The organism is Streptomyces sp. NPDC048057 (assembly GCF_040653095.1).
Taxonomy (GTDB): Bacteria; Actinomycetota; Actinomycetes; order Streptomycetales; family Streptomycetaceae; genus Streptomyces.
On record NZ_JBEZNF010000010.1, the window covers coordinates 1 to 16,736 of the forward strand.

A 16,736-nucleotide genomic window follows, 5' to 3' on the forward strand; every position below is an offset into this window, starting at 1 on the left:
GATCCACCGTCAAATCCGCACCAAAACCCCGATCACCACTCGCGTCAGGCACGTACTTCACACAGACAACGATCTTCAAGCTCACGCCGACTCCTCAATGCCTACTCGCAGTGGCCGTATCCGTGGTGCCCCCAGGCCCGGAGGCCGGGGCAGCGCTGTGAGGCAGCATAAGTGCCCACAGTCGGGGTTTCCGGTCGAATCGACCGGCGCTCCGGTCAAAATATTACTTACCAGTACGCCATCGAACCGGCTCCTGAGCAAGCGCTTGGACCTGTGACCTTGCCGACGTCAGAGCGGGGCCTCCGCATATGAGCCGATGGACGGAAAAGAGGGACGTGACGAGAATCTCGCCCGGTCCACACCCCAGGACTGGCCAGCGGGCGCCACATGGGGCACGATCTGCCCAGCACCGAATACCTACGGCTGCGTAACTTCCGCCGGGAGAACCCTCCCCGGGCACGACAGAAGGATCCTCCCCGCATGGCAGAGCTCGTCTACCCGCCGGTCATCGGCGCGGCGCGCACGATGTTCAAGGCGCTGGACCTCAAGATCGACATTCAGGGGTCGCAGAACATCCCGCGTTCGGGCGGCGCCGTGCTGGTCAGCAACCACATCAGCTATCTGGACTTCATCTTCACCGGTCTCGGCGCCCTCCCCCAGAAGCGACTGGTGCGCTTCATGGCGAAGGACTCGGTCTTCCGCCACCGGATCGGCGGTCCGCTGATGCGCGGGATGAAGCACATCCCCGTCGACCGGGCCCAGGGCGACGCGGCGTACCGCCACGCCCTCGACTCGCTCCGTTCGGGCGAGATCGTCGGCGTCTTCCCCGAGGCGACCATCTCGCAGTCGTTCACGCTGAAGTCGTTCAAGTCCGGTGCCGCGCGGCTGGCGCAGGAGGCCGGGGTGCCGCTGATCCCGATGGCCCTGTGGGGCACGCAACGGCTGTGGACCAAGGGGCGTCCGCGGAACCTCAAGCGCAGCCACATCCCGGTGACGATCCGGGTGGGCGAGCCGGTCGAGGCGCCCTCCGACCAGTACGCGGGAGCGATCACCCGACGGCTGCGGGAGCGCGTGCAGGAGCTGCTGGAAGCGGCGCAGCGCGCCTATCCCGTACGCCCCCGGGACGCTTCGGACACCTGGTGGATGCCCGCGCACCTCGGGGGGACGGCTCCGACCCCGGAGCAGCTCCGCGGGGTCCACTGACCTCTGGGGCGCGTCAGGCCGGCGCGTGGACGACGATCCGCGCGCCCGGGCTGAACTTCTCCAGCGACTCCACCAGTTCCGCGCCGGCGGCCTCCAGCTCGGCGCCGGTCACGGGCGCCAGCGCCTCCAGCAGGAAGAGCGCGTTCGTCGTCTCCTCGGTGAGCCGGGTGCGCCGCCCCTGGCGCCAGCACCAGCGGCGGCAGGTGACGCCCGCGGCGTCCCGCCACACGACCTCGCCCGACTCCGGGTGTTCGACGCTCTCCTCGCCCGCGGCCACGGTGCCGAAGGGCTCGTCGCCGACGGCGCGGATCAGCCGCATGCCTCCCTGGATCCGGTCGAGGTCCTCGCCGCCGACGGGGAGCAGATGGGCGACGCTGATGGCGTTGTAGAGGTCGACGAGGAGGTTGATCCGCGGCAGTCCGCCGTCGGCGAGGGCCCGCTTGGCCAGCGCCTCGGCGGAGTTGCGCGTACGGGACGGCTTGGCGCCGAAGGCGGTGAAGGTCGTGCGCCAGGTGACCATGTGCGGGTCCTCGTGCGGGGCGCGTCCCTCCAGGCGCTGCGCGAGCCGGCGGGCGGCGTCGTCGAGGAGGGCGGAGCTGTCCTCGGTGCTGGGGCCGTTGACGAGGTCGTACGCCTCGATCGCGAGGTGCGTGTAGCCGGGCGCGAGGTCCCTGACGTCGTCGGAGACGGTGAGCGTGATCGCCATGCCGAAGTGCCTCATCACAGTGCGGTGGGAAGGTGCGCGAGCAGATGCTCCCGGTCGGGTGCGGCCTTGAGGGCGGCGAGGACGACCGGATGGGGTGCAGCATACAGCTCTGGATAGTCCACTTCATTGGACTCCGGCCGGACCGGGAAGGCCAACTGCTCCACGTCGAGTGAGAACTGGGCGTCGACGCCGGGCTTGTTCCCCCGCGGGTCCACGCGCGACCAGCCCGCACGCCCGGGCGGCCTCAGGGCGACCAGGCCGTGGATCCCGCCGAGATTCTGATAGCAGAAGGCGGCAGGGATGGACTCGACGCGCAGCAGTGCGACCAGGGCGTGGGCCTTGGCGTAGCAGATGCCGGTCCGCTGCCGCAGCACGTCCGAGGCGCGCCAGGTGACGCGGTCGTCCCCGGCGTCGGCGGAGTGCGGAATCGCGTCCCGGACGAACTCGAAGGCCGATCGGGCGTAGTCGTGCGCGTCGGAGGCGTGGCCGCGCAGGCGGGCGGCGGTCTCACGCACGAGCGGGTGCTCGTGGTCCACGGCTTCGTCGGCGGCGAGGTAGGCGGACAGGTCGGCGCTCTGCTGAATCAGCTCCATGGCGGCCCACCCTAAGCAGACGACCGACCGCAATCAATCGATTTACGGTCGGCCGCATATCCATGCACGAAGTCTGCCGGGGTCAGCCGCGGGCCGACTCCTCCTTCAGCGCCTGGACGAAGGCGTCGACGTCCTCCTCGGTGGTGTCGAAGGAGCACATCCAGCGCACGTCGCCCGCCGCTTCGTCCCAGAAGTAGAAGCGGAAGCGCTGCTGCAGTCGCACGCTCACCTCGTGCGGCAGCCGGGCGAAGACCGCGTTGGCCTGGACGGGGTGCAGGATCTCCACTCCGTCGACCTGGCGCACGCCTTCGGCGAGCCGCTGCGCCATGGCGTTGGCGTGCCGGGCGTTGCGCAGCCACAGGTCGCGTGCGAGCAGCGCTTCGAGCTGCACGGAGACGAACCGCATCTTGGAGGCGAGCTGCATGGACAGCTTGCGCAGGTGCTTCATGTGGCTGACCGCGTCCGGGTTCAGCACGACGACGGCTTCGCCGAACATCATGCCGTTCTTCGTGCCGCCGAAGGTGATCACGTCGACGCCGACGGCGTTGGTGAACGTCCGCATGGGGACGTCCAGGGAGGCCGCGGCGTTGGATATCCGGGCGCCGTCGAGGTGGACCTTCATCCCGCGCTCGTGGGCGTGCTCGACGATCGCGCGGATCTCACCCGGGGTGTAGACCGTGCCCAGCTCGGTGTTCTGGGTGATGGACACCACCTGCGGCATCGCCCGGTGCTCGTCGTCCCAGCCGTACGCCTCCCGGTCGATCAGCTCGGGGGTGAGCTTGCCGTCGGGCGTGGGCACGGACAGCAGCTTCAGCCCGCCCATGCGCTCGGGGGCACCGCCCTCGTCGACGTTGATGTGGGCGGTCTGGGCGCAGATCACCGCGCCCCACCGGTCGGTGAGCGCCTGGAGCGCGGTGACGTTGGCGCCGGTGCCGTTGAAGACGGGGAACGCCTCGGCGGTGGGGCCGAAGTGGCTGTGCATGATCCGCTGGAGGTGCTCGGTGTACTCGTCCTCGCCGTAGGCGACCTGGTGGCCGCCGTTGGCGAGGGCGAGTGCCGCGAGGACTTCGGGGTGCACGCCCGCGTAGTTGTCGCTGGCGAATCCGCGGACGTCGGGGTCGTGGTGGCGGCGCGCGGCCGTCGCGACGGGGGTCGTCCTCACGGTTGGGGCGTCAGCCACAGGCGCTGTCCATTCACTTCCGTGGCGGGCCGGTCCCAGACGCCGGCGATGGCATCGGCCAGCTCCGTGACGTCCGTGAAGCCCGCGAACTTGGCGTTCGGTCGCTCGGCACGCATCGCTTCGTGCACCAGAGCCTTCACCACCAGGATCGCAGCAGCGGAGCGCGGGCCGTCGTCGCCCCCCTCCTTGCGGAAGGCGTCGCCGAGGGCGAGCGTCCACGCCTCGGCGGCGGCCTTGGCCGCGGAGTACGCCGCGTTGCCCGCGGTGGGCTTGCTGGCGCCGGCCGCGCTGATCAGCAGGAAGCGCCCGCGGTCGCTGCGCAGCAGCCCGTCGTGGAAGGCGAGGGAGGTGTGCTGCACGGTGCGGATCAGCAGCCGCTCCAGGAGGTCCCAGTCGGACATCTTGGTCTCGGCGAAGGAGGCGCTGCCGCGCCAGCCGCCGACCAGGTGCACCAGGCCGTCGATGCGGCCGAACTCCTTCTCGGTCTTGTCCGCCCACTCGCGGGTCGCGGCGAGGTCGAGCAGGTCGACGGTGTCGCCGGTGACGGTCGCGCCGCCGTGGGCGTACCGGGCCGCGTCGACGGCCTCCGCGAGCCGCTCGGGGTCGGCGTCCGCGCCGACGACGGTGGCACCGGCCTCGGCGAGCCGCAGCAGGGCGGCGCGTCCAGCTGGACCCGCCGCTCCGGCGACCGCGACGACGGCTCCTTCCAGCGGGCCGTTGGAGTTCTTCATCTCGGTCGCCTCCTCGTTGCGCACGGTCACGCGGCAGCCCCGGAGGCAGCGCCGTCCACCGCGGGGCCGTTCGCGGTGATCCCCTTGGTGGAAGGAGTGCGCTTGCCTGCTTCAGATTTCACTACATCCTCCGCTGATTCATCGATCGCGCCGTAAATCTTCATGGGAGGCAGAGTGTATCCAGCAGGAGCTTCGACCCCTTCGTATGGGGCCATCGTCCGCAGGGCCTCGGCGTACATCCCGTCCGTGAACCAGCGGCGTGCAAGGCGGTAGAAGAAGCCCCAGCCCTTCCCGCCCATGCGCTCGTCGTGGTCGTAGTCGTGCCATCCCTTGATGTCGCGAAGCTTCTCCAGCAGCATCTGGAAGCACGCCCGATCCTCCAGGTTGGGCTTGCGTCGTGGTACCAGGATGCTCCCGACTCGCGCCCACTGCTCATCGGAGACAGCGAGAGGTATGGTGATCTTGTTCTTGCGGTGCCACTCCAGCATCGGGTCCTTGGTTCCGCCCTTCTGGCCGGACACACTGTCGCCGACGATCTCGACCCGCACCTGAAGTAGCTCCAAGATCTGCTTCTTGTCGACCCGGTCAAGATCATGGACATTTGTGCCGATCCGATCGATCAGCGCATGCATGCCCTCAGCCCGCCCCTCCTTGTGCTCGGCGTCCTCCAGCCACTCCGCGATGCGCTCCTGCTCCTCCCGGAGCCCCTTCTCCTTGGAGGCGATCTCCTCCTTCAGCTCGGCGATCAGCTTCTGGTCTTCCTCGTCATCCTCATCAAAGGAAGCGACGAGCATGGCGATCTTCTTCCGTCGGGTGTTGCGGAGCCGGTTCAGCTTCTCCTCGATCTCCCGCATACGGGCCCGGTAGGACTCCGCGCGCTCAGGGATGGCGCCCAGCCACTCGTCGACCAGCCCCTTGATCGACTCAGGGTCGGACAACTTCTTGGCAACCTCACCCCAGACCGCCTGCTCGGTCTCTTCTCCTGCAATCTGCTTGCAGGCGTGCCCATCGACCGCTTTGGCCGAGTTTGAGCACCGGTAGACGGTGTCGCCTTGGTCGGTTCGGCCCGCGCCGTACCGGGAGTGGCCGCAGATGCTGAACAGGTGGCCCGAGAGCAGGTGGGTGCTGTAGGAGGTCCGCGGGGTGCCCTTCATGTCCTCCAGAACGGCTTCCAGGGCCTTGCGCCGACTCTCATCCTCGAACAGGGGGGGCAGGTCCAGGCGGTAGGTGGTGGTGATCTCCTCCCCGTCCTCGTTCATGCCAGAGAAAGTGAAGTCGACGTAGCCGCGAACCGCCAGACGCATGCGGAGGATCAGGTTGTTACCCTCCCAGAGCTTCCCGGTCCGGGTGCGGCACTTGAGTTCGTTGAGCTCGGCGGCGGCCTGACCTCGGGACATTTTGCGGTCAATCGCCAGCTCGGCGAACTTGAAGATCACCTCCTGCTCGGCGGGATTGACGACGGGCTCGCCCTCTTCGTCGAGCTTGTAGCCGTAGGGCGGTACGCCGCTGGCCCAACCTCCCCCGGAGATCTTCTTGATCCGGCCGCCCATCGTTCGCTCCAGGATCAAAGCATGCTCAACCTCCGCCATGTACGCCAGAAGGGAGAGCAAGATCCCGAACATGGCGTCATCGGAGTCGATGCGGCCGTCGGCAGTGGCGACACGAACCCCGAAATCGGTCGCGTCGTAGACCCAGCGGTGGATGTTCTTCATCGTGCGGCCGATGCGGTCCAGCTTGCCGAAGACGACCACGTCAATCAGTCCCGCCTGGATGTCGCTCATCAGGCGGTCTACATCTTCGCGGTGTGCAATTTTGCCCGACACTCCTCCGTCGCAGTAGACGTCCACGATGACGTGTGGCGTGTTGCGCAACTGGTAGTTGACCCAAGCCCGGCAGCGCTCCTCCTGATCTTCGAGACCAAAGCCTTCGACCTGCTTGGCCGTCGAAACGCGCAGGTAGATGGCCACCCGCAATTTCTTGACCTTGCGAGGCAGCGTCTTCGTTCCCATGATCCCCTCCAGTTACATTTACACAGAGATGCGCGCGCCCCCGGCCAGAATGAGGCTCGGGGGCGCTTCGGGTACAGCGTGCACCTGTAGCTCAGTCAGCCCTTCTTCGCTACCGGCCCAAGCAGGATGCGAGCGAGGCGTTCACGTTCGGCCTGTGTCCATTTCACTCGCCTCCATTCGACGCTCACGACGGGGTCCCGACTCACTGGCGACGCCGACCTTCGAGTTCTTCGAGAAGGCCATCGATCTCGCTCACCGCACTCTCGTAGTTGCCCGCCTCCGCCACCAGAAGGAGTCGGAGGTCGGCGAGCTTGGCCTGCGCCCAGAGGGGGAGCATCTTCTCGCGCTCGCTGCTGAACAGGGTCGGGTAGCGCCCAATCAGGAACCGGGCACGATTTCGGCGTTCGTCACTCACGGAGTAGAGACCTCCTCGATCTGAAGCGGGGTGTCGGGGTGGGCGATGCCGCCCGGCTCGTACATGTCGAGCTCATTGACGTGATGGATCTCAGTGCCGCAGTGCTTCTCCAGCCAGGCGAACAGTTCGCGGAGGCGGCCAGCCTCCCGGCTCAACCCGAGGCCGACATGAAAGATCCTCTTCGGGCGCCTGCCGCGGAGCTGACCGAAGGCCCTCGCCCCGTGCAGGGTGAAGACGTTCTCCCGCTTGAACTCGGGGTGTCGACGGGCCTGGTGGAAGCCGTAGACGATCAGGACGTCGTCCTCGTTGACCGGCTCAAGCGGTCCGAATTTGAGCGACACTTACACAACCTCCTCAACGTAAATGCGGTTCTCGTACGACGCCCGTGACTCAGACGTCAGGTGCCAGCCACCCTCGGGGCACCGGTAGGTGCGGCTCTCGACCCGCAGCCCACGCCTGGTGCCGTGCGCGTCTGCACGTCGGGTCCGCTTGGCTCGGGCCTTGCCGAGGGCCCTCTCCGCGCCGTGCTTACTCATGAAATCCCGCTTGGCGCCGCAGGCGCACGGCCTCCAGTCGACGGTGCTCACTCTGATCTCCCTACTGGTCGAACTTGCTGTGACACGGCTTGCATCGCGGCTGGTAGTGCCCCAACTTCAGGCTGTACTTGACGACCCGACCAGCTCGGTCGGGACTGCTCACTTCCTCGGGGTCCCGGTGGTCGTAGGACCAGTCGCGAGCCTGGCCTCCGCAGTCGACGCACCCTTGCTCGGAGGCAGCGCCTCGCTCTCGCCGCAGACGCATGTGCACGAAGCCGTAACTCCGGTTCTCGCCTCGGGGGTGCTTGCTCCGATCTCCACAGTGAGGGCTTCCGCCTCCCGTGACTCCACCCATCCACTTCATGACTCGGGCGCCGCAGTCGCAGTCGACCACCCACTTGCGGTAGTCGCTGGGGTCTCGCTCGACGAAGATGAGCTGGTTGAATCGTTGTCCGGGGTGGTACTTCGGTTTGGTCAGAGTTCGTTCACCCCCTTCGCTGCGGCCGTCTTGGCGGCTGGCTTCCTCTTCTTGGCGCTGGGGTCGTCCTTGACGAACTTCCCGCAGTCGCAGTCCGCGCGGTGGCACTTGCCGCGGCTTGAGCCATCCATCGCGTGGTTCGTGGGGCTGTGCCCGCACTCGGGGTTCCAGCAGTAACCGGGCCAGCCCGTCTTGCCGTCGCAGTCGGCGAGGAGCACCCCAGACGAGGTAATCGGGACGACCCTGCCGGTGCCTCCGAGGCCCACCTTCTTGGCGAAGCTCTCGGCTTCAGCGACGGCGCCGAAGGGGCCCATGTTCAGCCCCTTCGAGCCGTCGGCCCAGGTGTGGACGAGGACGAACAGGTCCCGCATCTGGATCATGTCCCCGACCTCCTTGATGAGGGCCTTGGCCATCTGCTCGGGTCCGCTGAAGGTGGGGTCTTCGAGGATGTCGACGACCTTCTTGACCTCGTGCGCCCTCGCCGTGATCCTCATTCGTCCTCGTCGAGGCCGAGGTCGGCGCGCTCGCTCTCGTCCAGGTCGGCTTCGTCGACCAGTTCGGACGAGTAGCTGACGTAGTCCCACACGGCGTTCTCGATGATCTCGTTGTCCTCCGCGCCGTCCTTCTCGAAGTCGTCGTCGACCTCGATCACGCTGGTCTGCTCGGTATTGCTGTGCGGACCGCGTACCGTCACCCGCAGGTACTTCATCAGCCCACCACGATCTCGTCGGCGCGCAGCGCGCGGGCGAGACGGATCTGCTCGCGGGCGTGACGGATGTCGACCTGGAAGTGCTCGACGACCTCTCGCTTGGCCTCGGTCAGTGTCAAGGGCTGGGCGTGCTCGGAGGCGAACTTGATCGGCAGGATCTTGGGGAAGGCCGCGTCGCTCCAGTCGACGAAGTACTTCTCGCGCATCGCTGACTACTCCTCTCGTTTGGCTGCCATCGTCAGGGCCGAAGCGCCACCCTCGGCCGACCTCCTCCCGGAGGTTTCGGCTTGTCACACTTGCACACTCAGGTCTCGATGAGCGACACGTAGCGAGAGGCGACGTACTGGTGCATCCCGCCGTCCGACCGCACCTCGACGTCCCCGTCCTCGTCGAACTCGGCGATCACCGTGCCGACCACCTCGCCCGCGAAGTAGACCCAACCGCCCAGGGCGGTTACAGCATCGGCGGCGACGGTCACCCGGTCCCCCACCTTCAGCCGAGCGCCGAGCAGGTCACGCAACTCGGAGAGGAAGCTCCCGAGGTCGCCGTGCGAGTCGTTCCAGGCGCCGCGGCTGTGCTCGTCGTACGCGTTGAGGGATTGCCCCTCCTTCAGATCCCCCTCGCCGTCAAGGAAGGACTGGATGCCCTCCTCCCGCTTGGCGAACGCCACCCGGTAGCGCTCGACCAGTTCCACCAGGGCTTCGCGGCTGCTGCTCACTTCTCGGTACCCCTCTCTACGACCCGCGCTCCCCAGCGTCGGGTGTTGACGTACGTGTAGACGTTCTGGGTGCGGGACTTGTCCGCGGCGTGCCAGTGGCCGCTCCGCTTGAAGCGGATACTCCCTCGCTTGTCCAGCAGCTCAATCACGCTGCCATCCGGCAGTCCGTCGAGCTCCCGGATCGTCGTAACGCTCAACTTACACAGCCTGCGACAGTTGCACAAGATTGGCCACGCCATGCAACTTCAGGCGTAGATCCCGCGAGCCGTCGTTGACCAGCGTGTGGTCGTAGGCCCACCCCTCCAGGGCGACCTCTGATTCATGCACTCGCCCTGCTCGATCGCGAGCCGGCCCCGTACCGGGCCTCTCCACCCGGATCAGCACGCCGCCCCGCTCGCACACCGCGCGGGCCTCATTGGGGAAGCGCACGTCCGTGATCACCAGCGCCGCAGCTTCCGCGTGCTCGCGGAACAGGGCGTCGACCCAGACGTTGGCGCCGAGCACCTTGCGGCCGGCGTCAGTACCGGCCCGCTGAAGCAGGGCCCGAACCTCCGGGTAGCGCGTCTTGGCGTAGTCCCAGCCGACGTCCTCGACCAAGAGCCGCAGCCGAACGTTTCCCTCGCCGACCGGGCCGGGAATCACCGGGTTGAGGGCGAGCAGGAGCTCACGGAGCTTGTCGGCGAAGGCCGCCTGGCGCCAGCCGAACTGGACCAGAGCTTCGGCCGCCTCGTTCTTCCCAGACCTTGCGTAGCCGGCGAGTCCGATGATCAGCCCGCTCACTCCCGCGCCTCCTTCTTCCACAGTCGCTCTTCACGGCGCCGCACCAGGCGGCGAATCCACTGCCCCTTGTCGCCCTCGTTGGCGTACCAATGCTCCAGGATGCGGCTACCCGCACTGACGCTGCCGCGCAAACCGCCGCCAGTCTTGGACCGGAGCGCGGCCGGGCTCTTCCGGCCGGTGCCGGGTACGGGCTTACTCATCCTCGTCGTCCTCCTCGTCGTACGGCGGGTCGAAGTCGATGGTGACGCGGGCGACTCGTCCTCGCACGATCTCCGCGTACACCGGGTAGGAGCCGTCCCCGTACATCGTCGGGATGCTCAGGCCAACGCCGGACCCGACCGGCTCGACGACGTCGTAGTTCTTCCCGTTCCAGCGGAGCTGGCTGCACCACTCGGGCCAGGTCTTGATGTGGCGGGGGGCGTCTCCGGTGATGGTGTAGCAGGGATCTCCCACGAACACCGTCCCAGAGTCGACATCCACCATGCCGAGCTTCACTCGCTTGTCACTCACTGTCGGACTCCTTGGGGTAGTCGGGGAAGAGGAAATCGGCTGCCGCAAAGGCGCCCTCCACCTCATGGAGCGGCCACCGCTTGGCCTTCAGCTCCTCGACCGCGTCGCGCCGGGCCGCCCGGACCAGGTCGTCGAGCTCGGCCTTGCACTGCTCGTACTCGTCGCCGTACAGGCCGTTCGTGATCTCGCCCATCGCGATCTCGACGGTCGGCGCCCAGCGCGGGTCCTCCTTGGTGTACTCCCAGCCGTCCCGGTCGCGCGCCATCAGGCGGTCACCAGCTCGAAGTAGAACGCCTCGTTCACGTCGCCGGCCGCGACGAGCTCGCCCTCCAAGTGGGAGAACTGCCGGTCCACGGTCACCGCGACGGCCGCGACGCGGACCCGCCCCTCGACGAAGGCGACGCCCAAGTCCGTGATGGACCACCTCTGCTCGGTCTCGCGCTGGGCCAGACCGAACCAGGCCAGCTTGGCGAACACGCTGTACTCGGCGTTCGTGAGCTTCAACTCGTCGCGCTTCAGGGGCTGGCCGCCGTGCAGGTATAGCTTGCCCAGGCCCGCGACCTCGTTCTTGCCGATGCGGCTGCGCTTCTCCACCGTGGTGCTCCTCTCGATGACGTGGCTCATCAGGGCGTGGGCCGTCACCCCGCGCCGACCCCCGAAGGGGTTTCGCCTTGTGGTTGGTTGGGTCAGACGGCCAGGGCCTTGCGCTCTCGACCGAGGCGGCGCCCACCGATGTCGGCCCGCTCCCCCGCCGCGCGCCCGTCGTGCCAACCGTTGCCCGTCAGTCGACGTCGAGGGGAAGCCTTGACCTCGGGGTGGGCCTGCTTGAAGAAACGCTCAACGGCCGCCTCGCGTTTGACCAGGACCAGCTCGGCGCCGGAGCCCCCGGCTTGTGCTGGCGCCTCCTGGAGGGCGGCCTCTTCGGCCTCCGCCAGGCGCTTGCGCACCGTGCTGGAGAAGCCGGCCATCCAGCTCTTGCGGTAGGCGGTGACGGACTCCCCGTACATCGGGCGGGCCTTGGCCATGCCGTTCAGGGCCTGGAGCTGAAGGCTGCTGAACAGCATCTCGATGCGGTCGAGTGTGGACTGGTGGGCGTAGACCTTGATCTTGCGGTACCGCTTGCCGCCCTCCCGGTCAATCCGGGACCAGTAGATGCCCTGCGCGCCAAGCGCGTGGGTAATGGAGAACAGCAGGGCCGCGCGGTCCGGGACGTACTTGCCCTTGATGTCGAAGCTGCGGTACGTAAGCTCATCCGTCTCCGGGCGGGCCTCGGCGAGCATCGCCTGCTCGATCCCGTACTTCGCCATCAGGGTGGCGGCTCGCGTGAAGTACGCCTGCGCCTCTTCGGGCGAAGCGGCCGGGTCCTCGGCCTTCGCGAGCAGGGCCTTGATGGTTGCGAGCTTCAGGTTCTGATTCGTCGTCATCGCTACACTTTCACAGTCATGGCTGCCGTCGTCAGGAGGTGAGCGCCACCCCACCCCGACCTCCCCCTCGGGAGGTTTCGGCGTCACTTACGCAGCCCCGGTTCGATCGGGCCACGCCTCCTCCACCCAGGGAGGGCCGGACTCCTTGCGCACGCGGTTGAAGTTGTACGACTCCAGCTCGGGCGTCTCGCCAACGGCGACGAGCCTGTACTGCCAGGCCGCCTGGTAGACGTCTGCCAGGAGGGCGACGCCCCACTTCACCATCTGGCTGTAACTCAGGCCGGCCTGCCGTAGCGCCCGGATGTCTTGGGCCAGGGAGCCGTCAACCCGCGCACTCAACTGCCGGGGAAGGCTCACGTCGCGGCCACCCCCTCCAGCAGCTCGTCGGCGAACTCGCTGACGTCGCCGTCCCGAGTGAGGTACCCGGCTTGCACCAGCTCGATGGCCGTCCGACCGTAGGAGCCCTGAAGGGTCCAGGCCAGGCCGCTCTTCACCAGGAGGCTGAAGAGGTCCAACGTCTCCCGCGGAGAGAGTTCACCCATTTCGAAGCTGCCCAGCTCGATCGCAACGTCCTTCATGCGTCCCATCAGTAGTCCTCCCGAGTCGTTCCGAGGCGCTTGATCTCCTCAAAGCCCATCATGGCTACACTTTCACACATGGTTGGCTCATCAGGGCTGGAGATCCACTCCAACCGACCCCCGAAGGGGGTTTCGCCTTGTGTGCTACTCCTCGCGGATGCTCACCCGGTAGACGCGCTCGTCGTTCATTGGGTCGAGGGTCACGACTCGGATCTCGACGGGCACTCCCGGAACTGGGGGCAGCATCTCGGCCGAGACGATCGCAGCCGGCCGAGCCAGGCCCGCAAGGAAGCCGTAGAGCCGGTAGCGGAGTTCAAGCGGGTTCACTTCACGCCTCCTTGCCAAGTTCGTCGATACGCTCCTGCCACCCAGCCGCCTTCTTCTCGGCCGCCTCCGCCTCGGCGCGCAGGCGCACCGCCTCGCTCAGCTTGCGGTTGCGCTCGCACCGAAACAGGCGGTGCACGGACTCCCGCTCCCACTTGGGGTGCGCCTCAGCGAACTTCGCCAAAGCGCCATGCACGTACTCGCGCAGCACGTTGAAGGTGGGCGCGCGGTACTCCACCTGCTTCCGCTCGCTGCGGAAGGAGCCGCCGTAAGTAGGCTCGCGCTGCCACTGGCGGCCCGACGGCCCGTTGACCAAGGCCAGCATCTCTTCGATCACATACTTCCGGCCGCGCACCTTGACGTATCCGAGCTCGAACTCCTGCTTGAACTCGGGGTCGGTGGCCAGCCAGACCCGCGGACGCAGTTCCTCGCCCGGCTCGCTTCGGCCCATGACGTGGCGGCTGAAGGTCCGGCGCTCAGCCGCGAGAACGCGGACGTAGAAGGCGCCGTTCTCGGTCTCGATCTCGTGGGTTACGTAGTCGCTCATTCGCTACACCTTCACAGTGGGTGGCATCTTCAGGACCGGAACCCCCTCCCGGCCGACCGGCCGGAGCCGGTTTCGCCTCTCTGTGAGCTACAGTATCACACTGCTACACTTGCACGGTCTACCCGTAGCGAACCTCGTCGAAGATCGCCACCTGGACGATGGCGTCGGCCATGCCGGCGTCGATGATGCCGGTCTCGATCCCGTACTTGTCCGTTCTGTCCATCCAGGATTCGACGATGTAGCCGTGGTACTCGCGGCCCACGTACTCCTGGTCAAGGTCGAGCAGCTTCGCGTACGCCCCGCGGAGGTCGTCCTCGTTCAGAAAGTGGACCCCGTCCACGCTGCGCTCTTCCCCGGTGAAGGAATCGTCAAAGCCCTCTACGATGATCCACCTCTTGTCACGGGGGAAGTTGCGACGCTCCTCCGCAGTCGGCTCGATCGCCCAGTACGTGATCCCTCCGAACGATGCGATGTCCATGATCTCCTGGGCGCACTCGTCGGACAGGAACTTCTTGATCTCGTCGATGCTCGGCAACTGAACTCCTCAGTCCTCGGCGGTGTAGATGACGGCCCGATGCGTCCGGGACGACTTGATGAACTCGGGGAAGACGCGCACCATCGCGGGCGCACTGATCCGCGGGTGGACGAGGCGGGCCAGGAGCAAGGCGCCCGTCGGGCAGCAACCGTCGATGCAGTTGTCCCAGTAGGCGATCAGGTTCTTGTCCTCGATCCACATCTCGTCGTACGCCACTTCCAAGTCATCCTGCGTGGCGTTCTCATCCGCGTAGAGCACGCGCAGTCGCTCGGCCCAGCGGTTGAACCGCTCGTCGATCTCGTCCATCAGGCGGTCACGCCGATACGGACGGCAGCCGGGCTCCCGTACTTCTGGCGCCGCAGCTCGCGCCGGGCCAGGGTCTTCGCCTTGTCCGTGCGCTTCGAGTCACGGACGTTGCCGTCGTGGTCGCGGAACTTCGGGGTCACTGCTGCTCCTTGCGTGTTGGCTTGGCTCATCAGGGCGTGGGCAGCCATCCCTCGCCGACCCCCGAAGGGGTTTCGCCAGGTCAGTTGAGACCGATGCGCGAGGCGTAGACCTCGCACTCGGAGTGGTGGTACAGGCCGATGTTCCAGCCGTGATCAGGGCAGTAGTCCGGGTCGTCGTCCGCGAACGGCATCCCGCCCTCATGAAGGGCGTCCAGGAGTTCCTGCGGGGTCACAGGCCCATCAGCTCGATCAGCTCCTCCGCAGTGGGGGCGGGCTGCATCCGCCAAGGGAGGGCGGCGATCAACCCCTCCGCCTGGTCTGCCAGCTCGCACAGAGTCAGCCACTCAGGGGTGCCGGGGTCCTGCTCTGTGCGCCACTCCTGCACCTTGTGGACGAGGGCCTGGACCTCGGTCGCACGCTTACGAATTTCGTCGCCCGCCATCTCTGCCACACCTTCATGCTTCGGCCTGCCATCGTCGGAGCGGGGGCTGCCATCCCTCGCTGACCCCCGAGCCGGGGGTTTCGGCTTGTTACACTTGCACGCTCAGATCGCGGCGTCGAGTTCGAGCTGGTCGGGGCTGAACCCCAAGACGTTCCACCGGTAGACCTCGATCGCCCGCTCCAGGAAGTAGGCGTTGCGCGCCCCGCGGTACTCCTCCGCCACCACTCCCCAGTCAACGTCCTCGGCGCGGCACCAGCTCTGCCGGTGTGTGTTGTCCTCGTCCTGGTAGTACAGCTCAGCGATTGCGTCGTCTTCCGCGCAGGTGTCGACCAGCGTGTACTCGCACTGGGCGTGCTCGACAGCCTCCTTCAGCGTCTTCTCGAACGCCTCCCACTCGCGCTCGGAGTAGTCCGAGTCGTCGAGGATCGGGCAGTCCTGGAGGGACAGCGCGAGCTTGGTCGCCTCGATGAACGCTGCGGTGAACTCCTCCTGCTCGGGCAGGCACTCCTCACCGTCGCACTCGATGCGGCAGTACAGCTCGCAGTAGAAGCTGTCCTCGTCGTGCTCGCAGTCGTCCTCATGCTCCCAGGTGGGCTCGCACTCGCACTCCTCGTCCTCGTAGGTCTCGTAGACCTGGACGTAGATCGTCCGGAGGGAGCCGCAGGCCCAGTGCCGGGAGGTCCCGTCGATGACGTGCTCGTCCGCGAGGTCACCCGCCGCGCCCTTGATCAGGTCAAGGGCGGTCAGGTAGTTGGACTCCGCCAGGAGGTCGTCGCCGTGTTCGGCCCAGTGGAACACCGCGCCGTGCGTCTCGAACAGGCGGTCGTCCCAGAAGATCGCGCCGCCCGGACGAGACAGCGCCTCTTCGGCCGCCTCCTCCAGTGTCTCCCTGTCCAGCTCCACGTCTCTCCTCCACGGCTGCTCATCAGGGCCAGGCCGCCACGCCTGACCGACCCACCGACCGAGGACGGCCGGCTGGGGTTTCGCATGTGTGTGAGTTGCACCCCCTCCCCCAAGATGCCGGTGAGGTACGGAAGGAGGCGCGGAAGTTGGATCAGCCGATGCTGACCCTCCTGAAGAACCCGGCTTCCCCGTCGCTGTCCTCGCGGTCACGCCGCGCGTCGAGCAACACCGTGGTTCCCCCAAGCAACTTCATGTGTGACCTTTCGGTCTCGTTGGGCTGACGTCCGCGGTTGGCTCATCAGCGGCCAGGAACCACCTGACCGGACGCCCTACTGGGCGTTTCGCCTCAACGCGACACTTGCACTTCTCGACTTCGGTACCGGGCCCAGTCGCACACCTGCCCTTTCTCGATCCAGGGCATCGTGTCGTTCCTGCGGCGCGGGCTCCACTCCATCTCCCGGCCAACCGCCGGGGGCACGGCCCCGACGACCTTCCCGCCTGCTTCCTGCGCCTCTCGCAGTTCCTTCGCGGCCATTCCTCCACCTTCGCCGTAGTTGCAGTATCACGCTGGCTACACTTACACAGCTACCGAAGCGCCATGAACACCACGTCCGGCTCGCCCGACACCCAGTTCGGAACCCGCTCGGTCTCGATGAACCCGTGCCGCTTGTAGAGTCCGGGCAGGTACCCGTCAAAGCAGTCCAGGTGAGTGGCGCCCTTGTGCGTCACGGCGTCCGTGATCAGGTCGTCGCCACGCCCCTGCACCGTGCTGAACAGGCCGATCAGCGCGCCGTCGGCCGCGACGCCGAATCCGGACTGAAGGTCGGCGGTGAGGTAGTACCTCGCATCTCCAGGCATCTCCTCGGGGGCGCTCGTAGCCCTTGAGATCCTTTCCGATTCAGACCTGGCCAAACCCAGGGCCGCGGTGTACTCGGACTGCGAAGCGGGGTAGATGTACGTCACGCTCGT

The 16,736-nt window shown here is 66.9% G+C and carries 30 protein-coding genes, 6 other RNA genes and 1 pseudogene; 1 reads left to right on the forward strand and 36 read right to left on the reverse strand.

Going from position 1 to position 16,736, the window contains the following annotated elements; all coding sequences use genetic code 11:
- Positions 1–85, reverse strand: a pseudogene (locus tag AB0E05_RS13325) (electron transfer flavoprotein subunit beta); the annotation flags it as partial.
- A 395-nt stretch (positions 86–480) separates the two neighbouring features.
- On the opposite strand from AB0E05_RS13325, the gene AB0E05_RS13330 reads away from it, so the two are divergent.
- Positions 481–1,203 (forward strand): lysophospholipid acyltransferase family protein, encoded by a 723-nt coding sequence (locus AB0E05_RS13330; RefSeq protein ID WP_361962560.1) that lies wholly within the window; start codon positions 481–483, stop codon positions 1,201–1,203.
- A 13-nt stretch (positions 1,204–1,216) separates the two neighbouring features.
- On the opposite strand, the gene AB0E05_RS13335 is transcribed toward AB0E05_RS13330, so the two are convergent.
- The 35 genes from AB0E05_RS13335 to AB0E05_RS13505 all read right to left on the reverse strand — a co-directional run bounded on the left by AB0E05_RS13335 (position 1,217) and on the right by AB0E05_RS13505 (position 16,730).
- A complete protein-coding gene (locus tag AB0E05_RS13335; protein ID WP_361962562.1) occupies positions 1,217–1,909 on the reverse strand; it encodes a phenylalanine--tRNA ligase beta subunit-related protein in 693 nt (230 codons plus the stop codon).
- Positions 1,910–1,923: 14 nt separating this feature from the next.
- Positions 1,924–2,502: a transglutaminase family protein gene (locus AB0E05_RS13340; RefSeq protein WP_361962564.1), complete on the reverse strand. Its 579-nt coding sequence runs from the start codon at positions 2,500–2,502 to the stop codon at positions 1,924–1,926.
- An 82-nt stretch (positions 2,503–2,584) separates the two neighbouring features.
- The gene (locus AB0E05_RS13345) at positions 2,585–3,664 is read right to left on the reverse strand and encodes a low specificity L-threonine aldolase (RefSeq protein ID WP_361962566.1); all 1,080 of its coding nucleotides are present in this window, start codon (positions 3,662–3,664) and stop codon (positions 2,585–2,587) included.
- Positions 3,661–4,413: an SDR family oxidoreductase gene (locus AB0E05_RS13350; protein WP_361963039.1), complete on the reverse strand. Its 753-nt coding sequence runs from the start codon at positions 4,411–4,413 to the stop codon at positions 3,661–3,663. The genes AB0E05_RS13345 and AB0E05_RS13350 overlap by 4 nt, the downstream gene beginning before the upstream one ends.
- Before the next feature lie 26 nt (positions 4,414–4,439).
- The gene (locus tag AB0E05_RS13355; protein WP_361962568.1) at positions 4,440–6,422 is read right to left on the reverse strand and encodes a recombinase family protein; all 1,983 of its coding nucleotides are present in this window, start codon (positions 6,420–6,422) and stop codon (positions 4,440–4,442) included.
- A 202-nt stretch (positions 6,423–6,624) separates the two neighbouring features.
- Positions 6,625–6,837: a hypothetical protein gene (locus tag AB0E05_RS13360; protein WP_361962570.1), complete on the reverse strand. Its 213-nt coding sequence runs from the start codon at positions 6,835–6,837 to the stop codon at positions 6,625–6,627.
- Positions 6,834–7,178, reverse strand: a complete 345-nt coding sequence (locus AB0E05_RS13365; protein WP_361962572.1) for a hypothetical protein — start codon at positions 7,176–7,178, stop codon at positions 6,834–6,836. Before AB0E05_RS13365 ends, AB0E05_RS13360 begins: the two co-directional genes overlap by 4 nt.
- Before the next feature lie 669 nt (positions 7,179–7,847).
- A complete protein-coding gene (locus AB0E05_RS13370) occupies positions 7,848–8,345 on the reverse strand; it encodes a hypothetical protein (protein ID WP_361962574.1) in 498 nt (165 codons plus the stop codon).
- Positions 8,342–8,560 (reverse strand): hypothetical protein, encoded by a 219-nt coding sequence (locus tag AB0E05_RS13375; RefSeq protein WP_361962576.1) that lies wholly within the window; start codon positions 8,558–8,560, stop codon positions 8,342–8,344. The genes AB0E05_RS13370 and AB0E05_RS13375 overlap by 4 nt, the downstream gene beginning before the upstream one ends.
- Positions 8,560–8,766, reverse strand: a complete 207-nt coding sequence (locus AB0E05_RS13380; RefSeq protein ID WP_361962578.1) for a hypothetical protein — start codon at positions 8,764–8,766, stop codon at positions 8,560–8,562. The genes AB0E05_RS13375 and AB0E05_RS13380 overlap by 1 nt, the downstream gene beginning before the upstream one ends.
- 17 nt (positions 8,767–8,783) lie before the next feature.
- Positions 8,784–8,848, reverse strand: an RNA gene (locus AB0E05_RS13385) — hammerhead ribozyme type II.
- Between the two features lie 16 nt (positions 8,849–8,864).
- Complete coding sequence (locus tag AB0E05_RS13390) at positions 8,865–9,278, reverse strand: hypothetical protein (protein ID WP_361962580.1); 414 nt, start codon at positions 9,276–9,278, stop codon at positions 8,865–8,867.
- Positions 9,275–9,475 carry a hypothetical protein gene (locus AB0E05_RS13395; protein WP_361962582.1) on the reverse strand — a complete coding sequence of 67 codons (201 nt, stop codon included), beginning with the start codon at positions 9,473–9,475 and terminating at the stop codon, positions 9,275–9,277. Before AB0E05_RS13395 ends, AB0E05_RS13390 begins: the two co-directional genes overlap by 4 nt.
- 1 nt (position 9,476) lies before the next feature.
- Positions 9,477–10,058, reverse strand: coding sequence for a hypothetical protein (locus AB0E05_RS13400; RefSeq protein WP_361962583.1), 582 nt, complete (start codon positions 10,056–10,058; stop codon positions 9,477–9,479).
- Positions 10,055–10,258, reverse strand: a complete 204-nt coding sequence (locus AB0E05_RS13405; protein WP_361962585.1) for a hypothetical protein — start codon at positions 10,256–10,258, stop codon at positions 10,055–10,057. The genes AB0E05_RS13400 and AB0E05_RS13405 overlap by 4 nt, the downstream gene beginning before the upstream one ends.
- Complete coding sequence (locus tag AB0E05_RS13410; protein WP_361962587.1) at positions 10,251–10,568, reverse strand: hypothetical protein; 318 nt, start codon at positions 10,566–10,568, stop codon at positions 10,251–10,253. Before AB0E05_RS13410 ends, AB0E05_RS13405 begins: the two co-directional genes overlap by 8 nt.
- A complete protein-coding gene (locus AB0E05_RS13415) occupies positions 10,561–10,833 on the reverse strand; it encodes a hypothetical protein (protein ID WP_361962589.1) in 273 nt (90 codons plus the stop codon). Before AB0E05_RS13415 ends, AB0E05_RS13410 begins: the two co-directional genes overlap by 8 nt.
- The gene (locus AB0E05_RS13420) at positions 10,833–11,210 is read right to left on the reverse strand and encodes a hypothetical protein (RefSeq protein ID WP_361962591.1); all 378 of its coding nucleotides are present in this window, start codon (positions 11,208–11,210) and stop codon (positions 10,833–10,835) included. Before AB0E05_RS13420 ends, AB0E05_RS13415 begins: the two co-directional genes overlap by 1 nt.
- Before the next feature lie 44 nt (positions 11,211–11,254).
- Positions 11,255–11,992, reverse strand: coding sequence for a DUF2786 domain-containing protein (locus AB0E05_RS13425; RefSeq protein ID WP_361962593.1), 738 nt, complete (start codon positions 11,990–11,992; stop codon positions 11,255–11,257).
- A 16-nt stretch (positions 11,993–12,008) separates the two neighbouring features.
- Positions 12,009–12,075, reverse strand: an RNA gene (locus AB0E05_RS13430) — hammerhead ribozyme type II.
- Positions 12,076–12,079: 4 nt separating this feature from the next.
- Positions 12,080–12,331, reverse strand: a complete 252-nt coding sequence (locus AB0E05_RS13435) for a hypothetical protein (RefSeq protein WP_361962595.1) — start codon at positions 12,329–12,331, stop codon at positions 12,080–12,082.
- Positions 12,332–12,345: 14 nt separating this feature from the next.
- On the reverse strand, positions 12,346–12,579 hold the full coding sequence (locus AB0E05_RS13440; RefSeq protein ID WP_361962597.1) for a hypothetical protein: 234 nt from the start codon (positions 12,577–12,579) through the stop codon (positions 12,346–12,348).
- 67 nt (positions 12,580–12,646) lie between these two features.
- Positions 12,647–12,708: hammerhead ribozyme type II (locus tag AB0E05_RS13445), an RNA gene on the reverse strand.
- A gap of 6 nt (positions 12,709–12,714) precedes the next feature.
- On the reverse strand, positions 12,715–12,897 hold the full coding sequence (locus AB0E05_RS13450; RefSeq protein ID WP_361962599.1) for a hypothetical protein: 183 nt from the start codon (positions 12,895–12,897) through the stop codon (positions 12,715–12,717).
- Between the two features lies 1 nt (position 12,898).
- Entirely contained in the window at positions 12,899–13,441 is a 543-nt protein-coding gene (locus AB0E05_RS13455; RefSeq protein WP_361962601.1) for a hypothetical protein, read from the reverse strand.
- 118 nt (positions 13,442–13,559) lie between these two features.
- Positions 13,560–13,976: a hypothetical protein gene (locus AB0E05_RS13460; RefSeq protein ID WP_361962603.1), complete on the reverse strand. Its 417-nt coding sequence runs from the start codon at positions 13,974–13,976 to the stop codon at positions 13,560–13,562.
- A 9-nt stretch (positions 13,977–13,985) separates the two neighbouring features.
- On the reverse strand, positions 13,986–14,282 hold the full coding sequence (locus tag AB0E05_RS13465) for a hypothetical protein (protein ID WP_361962605.1): 297 nt from the start codon (positions 14,280–14,282) through the stop codon (positions 13,986–13,988).
- The gene (locus AB0E05_RS13470) at positions 14,282–14,422 is read right to left on the reverse strand and encodes a hypothetical protein (RefSeq protein WP_361962608.1); all 141 of its coding nucleotides are present in this window, start codon (positions 14,420–14,422) and stop codon (positions 14,282–14,284) included. The genes AB0E05_RS13465 and AB0E05_RS13470 overlap by 1 nt, the downstream gene beginning before the upstream one ends.
- 14 nt (positions 14,423–14,436) lie before the next feature.
- Positions 14,437–14,500: hammerhead ribozyme type II (locus tag AB0E05_RS13475), an RNA gene on the reverse strand.
- 2 nt (positions 14,501–14,502) lie between these two features.
- The gene (locus AB0E05_RS13480; protein ID WP_361962610.1) at positions 14,503–14,655 is read right to left on the reverse strand and encodes a hypothetical protein; all 153 of its coding nucleotides are present in this window, start codon (positions 14,653–14,655) and stop codon (positions 14,503–14,505) included.
- Positions 14,652–14,864, reverse strand: a complete 213-nt coding sequence (locus AB0E05_RS13485) for a hypothetical protein (protein WP_361962612.1) — start codon at positions 14,862–14,864, stop codon at positions 14,652–14,654. The genes AB0E05_RS13480 and AB0E05_RS13485 overlap by 4 nt, the downstream gene beginning before the upstream one ends.
- Positions 14,865–14,966: 102 nt before the next feature.
- Positions 14,967–15,767: a hypothetical protein gene (locus tag AB0E05_RS13490; RefSeq protein ID WP_361962614.1), complete on the reverse strand. Its 801-nt coding sequence runs from the start codon at positions 15,765–15,767 to the stop codon at positions 14,967–14,969.
- 9 nt (positions 15,768–15,776) lie between these two features.
- Positions 15,777–15,853: hammerhead ribozyme type II (locus tag AB0E05_RS13495), an RNA gene on the reverse strand.
- 198 nt (positions 15,854–16,051) lie between these two features.
- Positions 16,052–16,114, reverse strand: an RNA gene (locus AB0E05_RS13500) — hammerhead ribozyme type II.
- 238 nt (positions 16,115–16,352) lie between these two features.
- Positions 16,353–16,730 (reverse strand): hypothetical protein, encoded by a 378-nt coding sequence (locus AB0E05_RS13505; RefSeq protein WP_361962616.1) that lies wholly within the window; start codon positions 16,728–16,730, stop codon positions 16,353–16,355.
- Positions 16,731–16,736 lie beyond the last annotated feature (6 nt).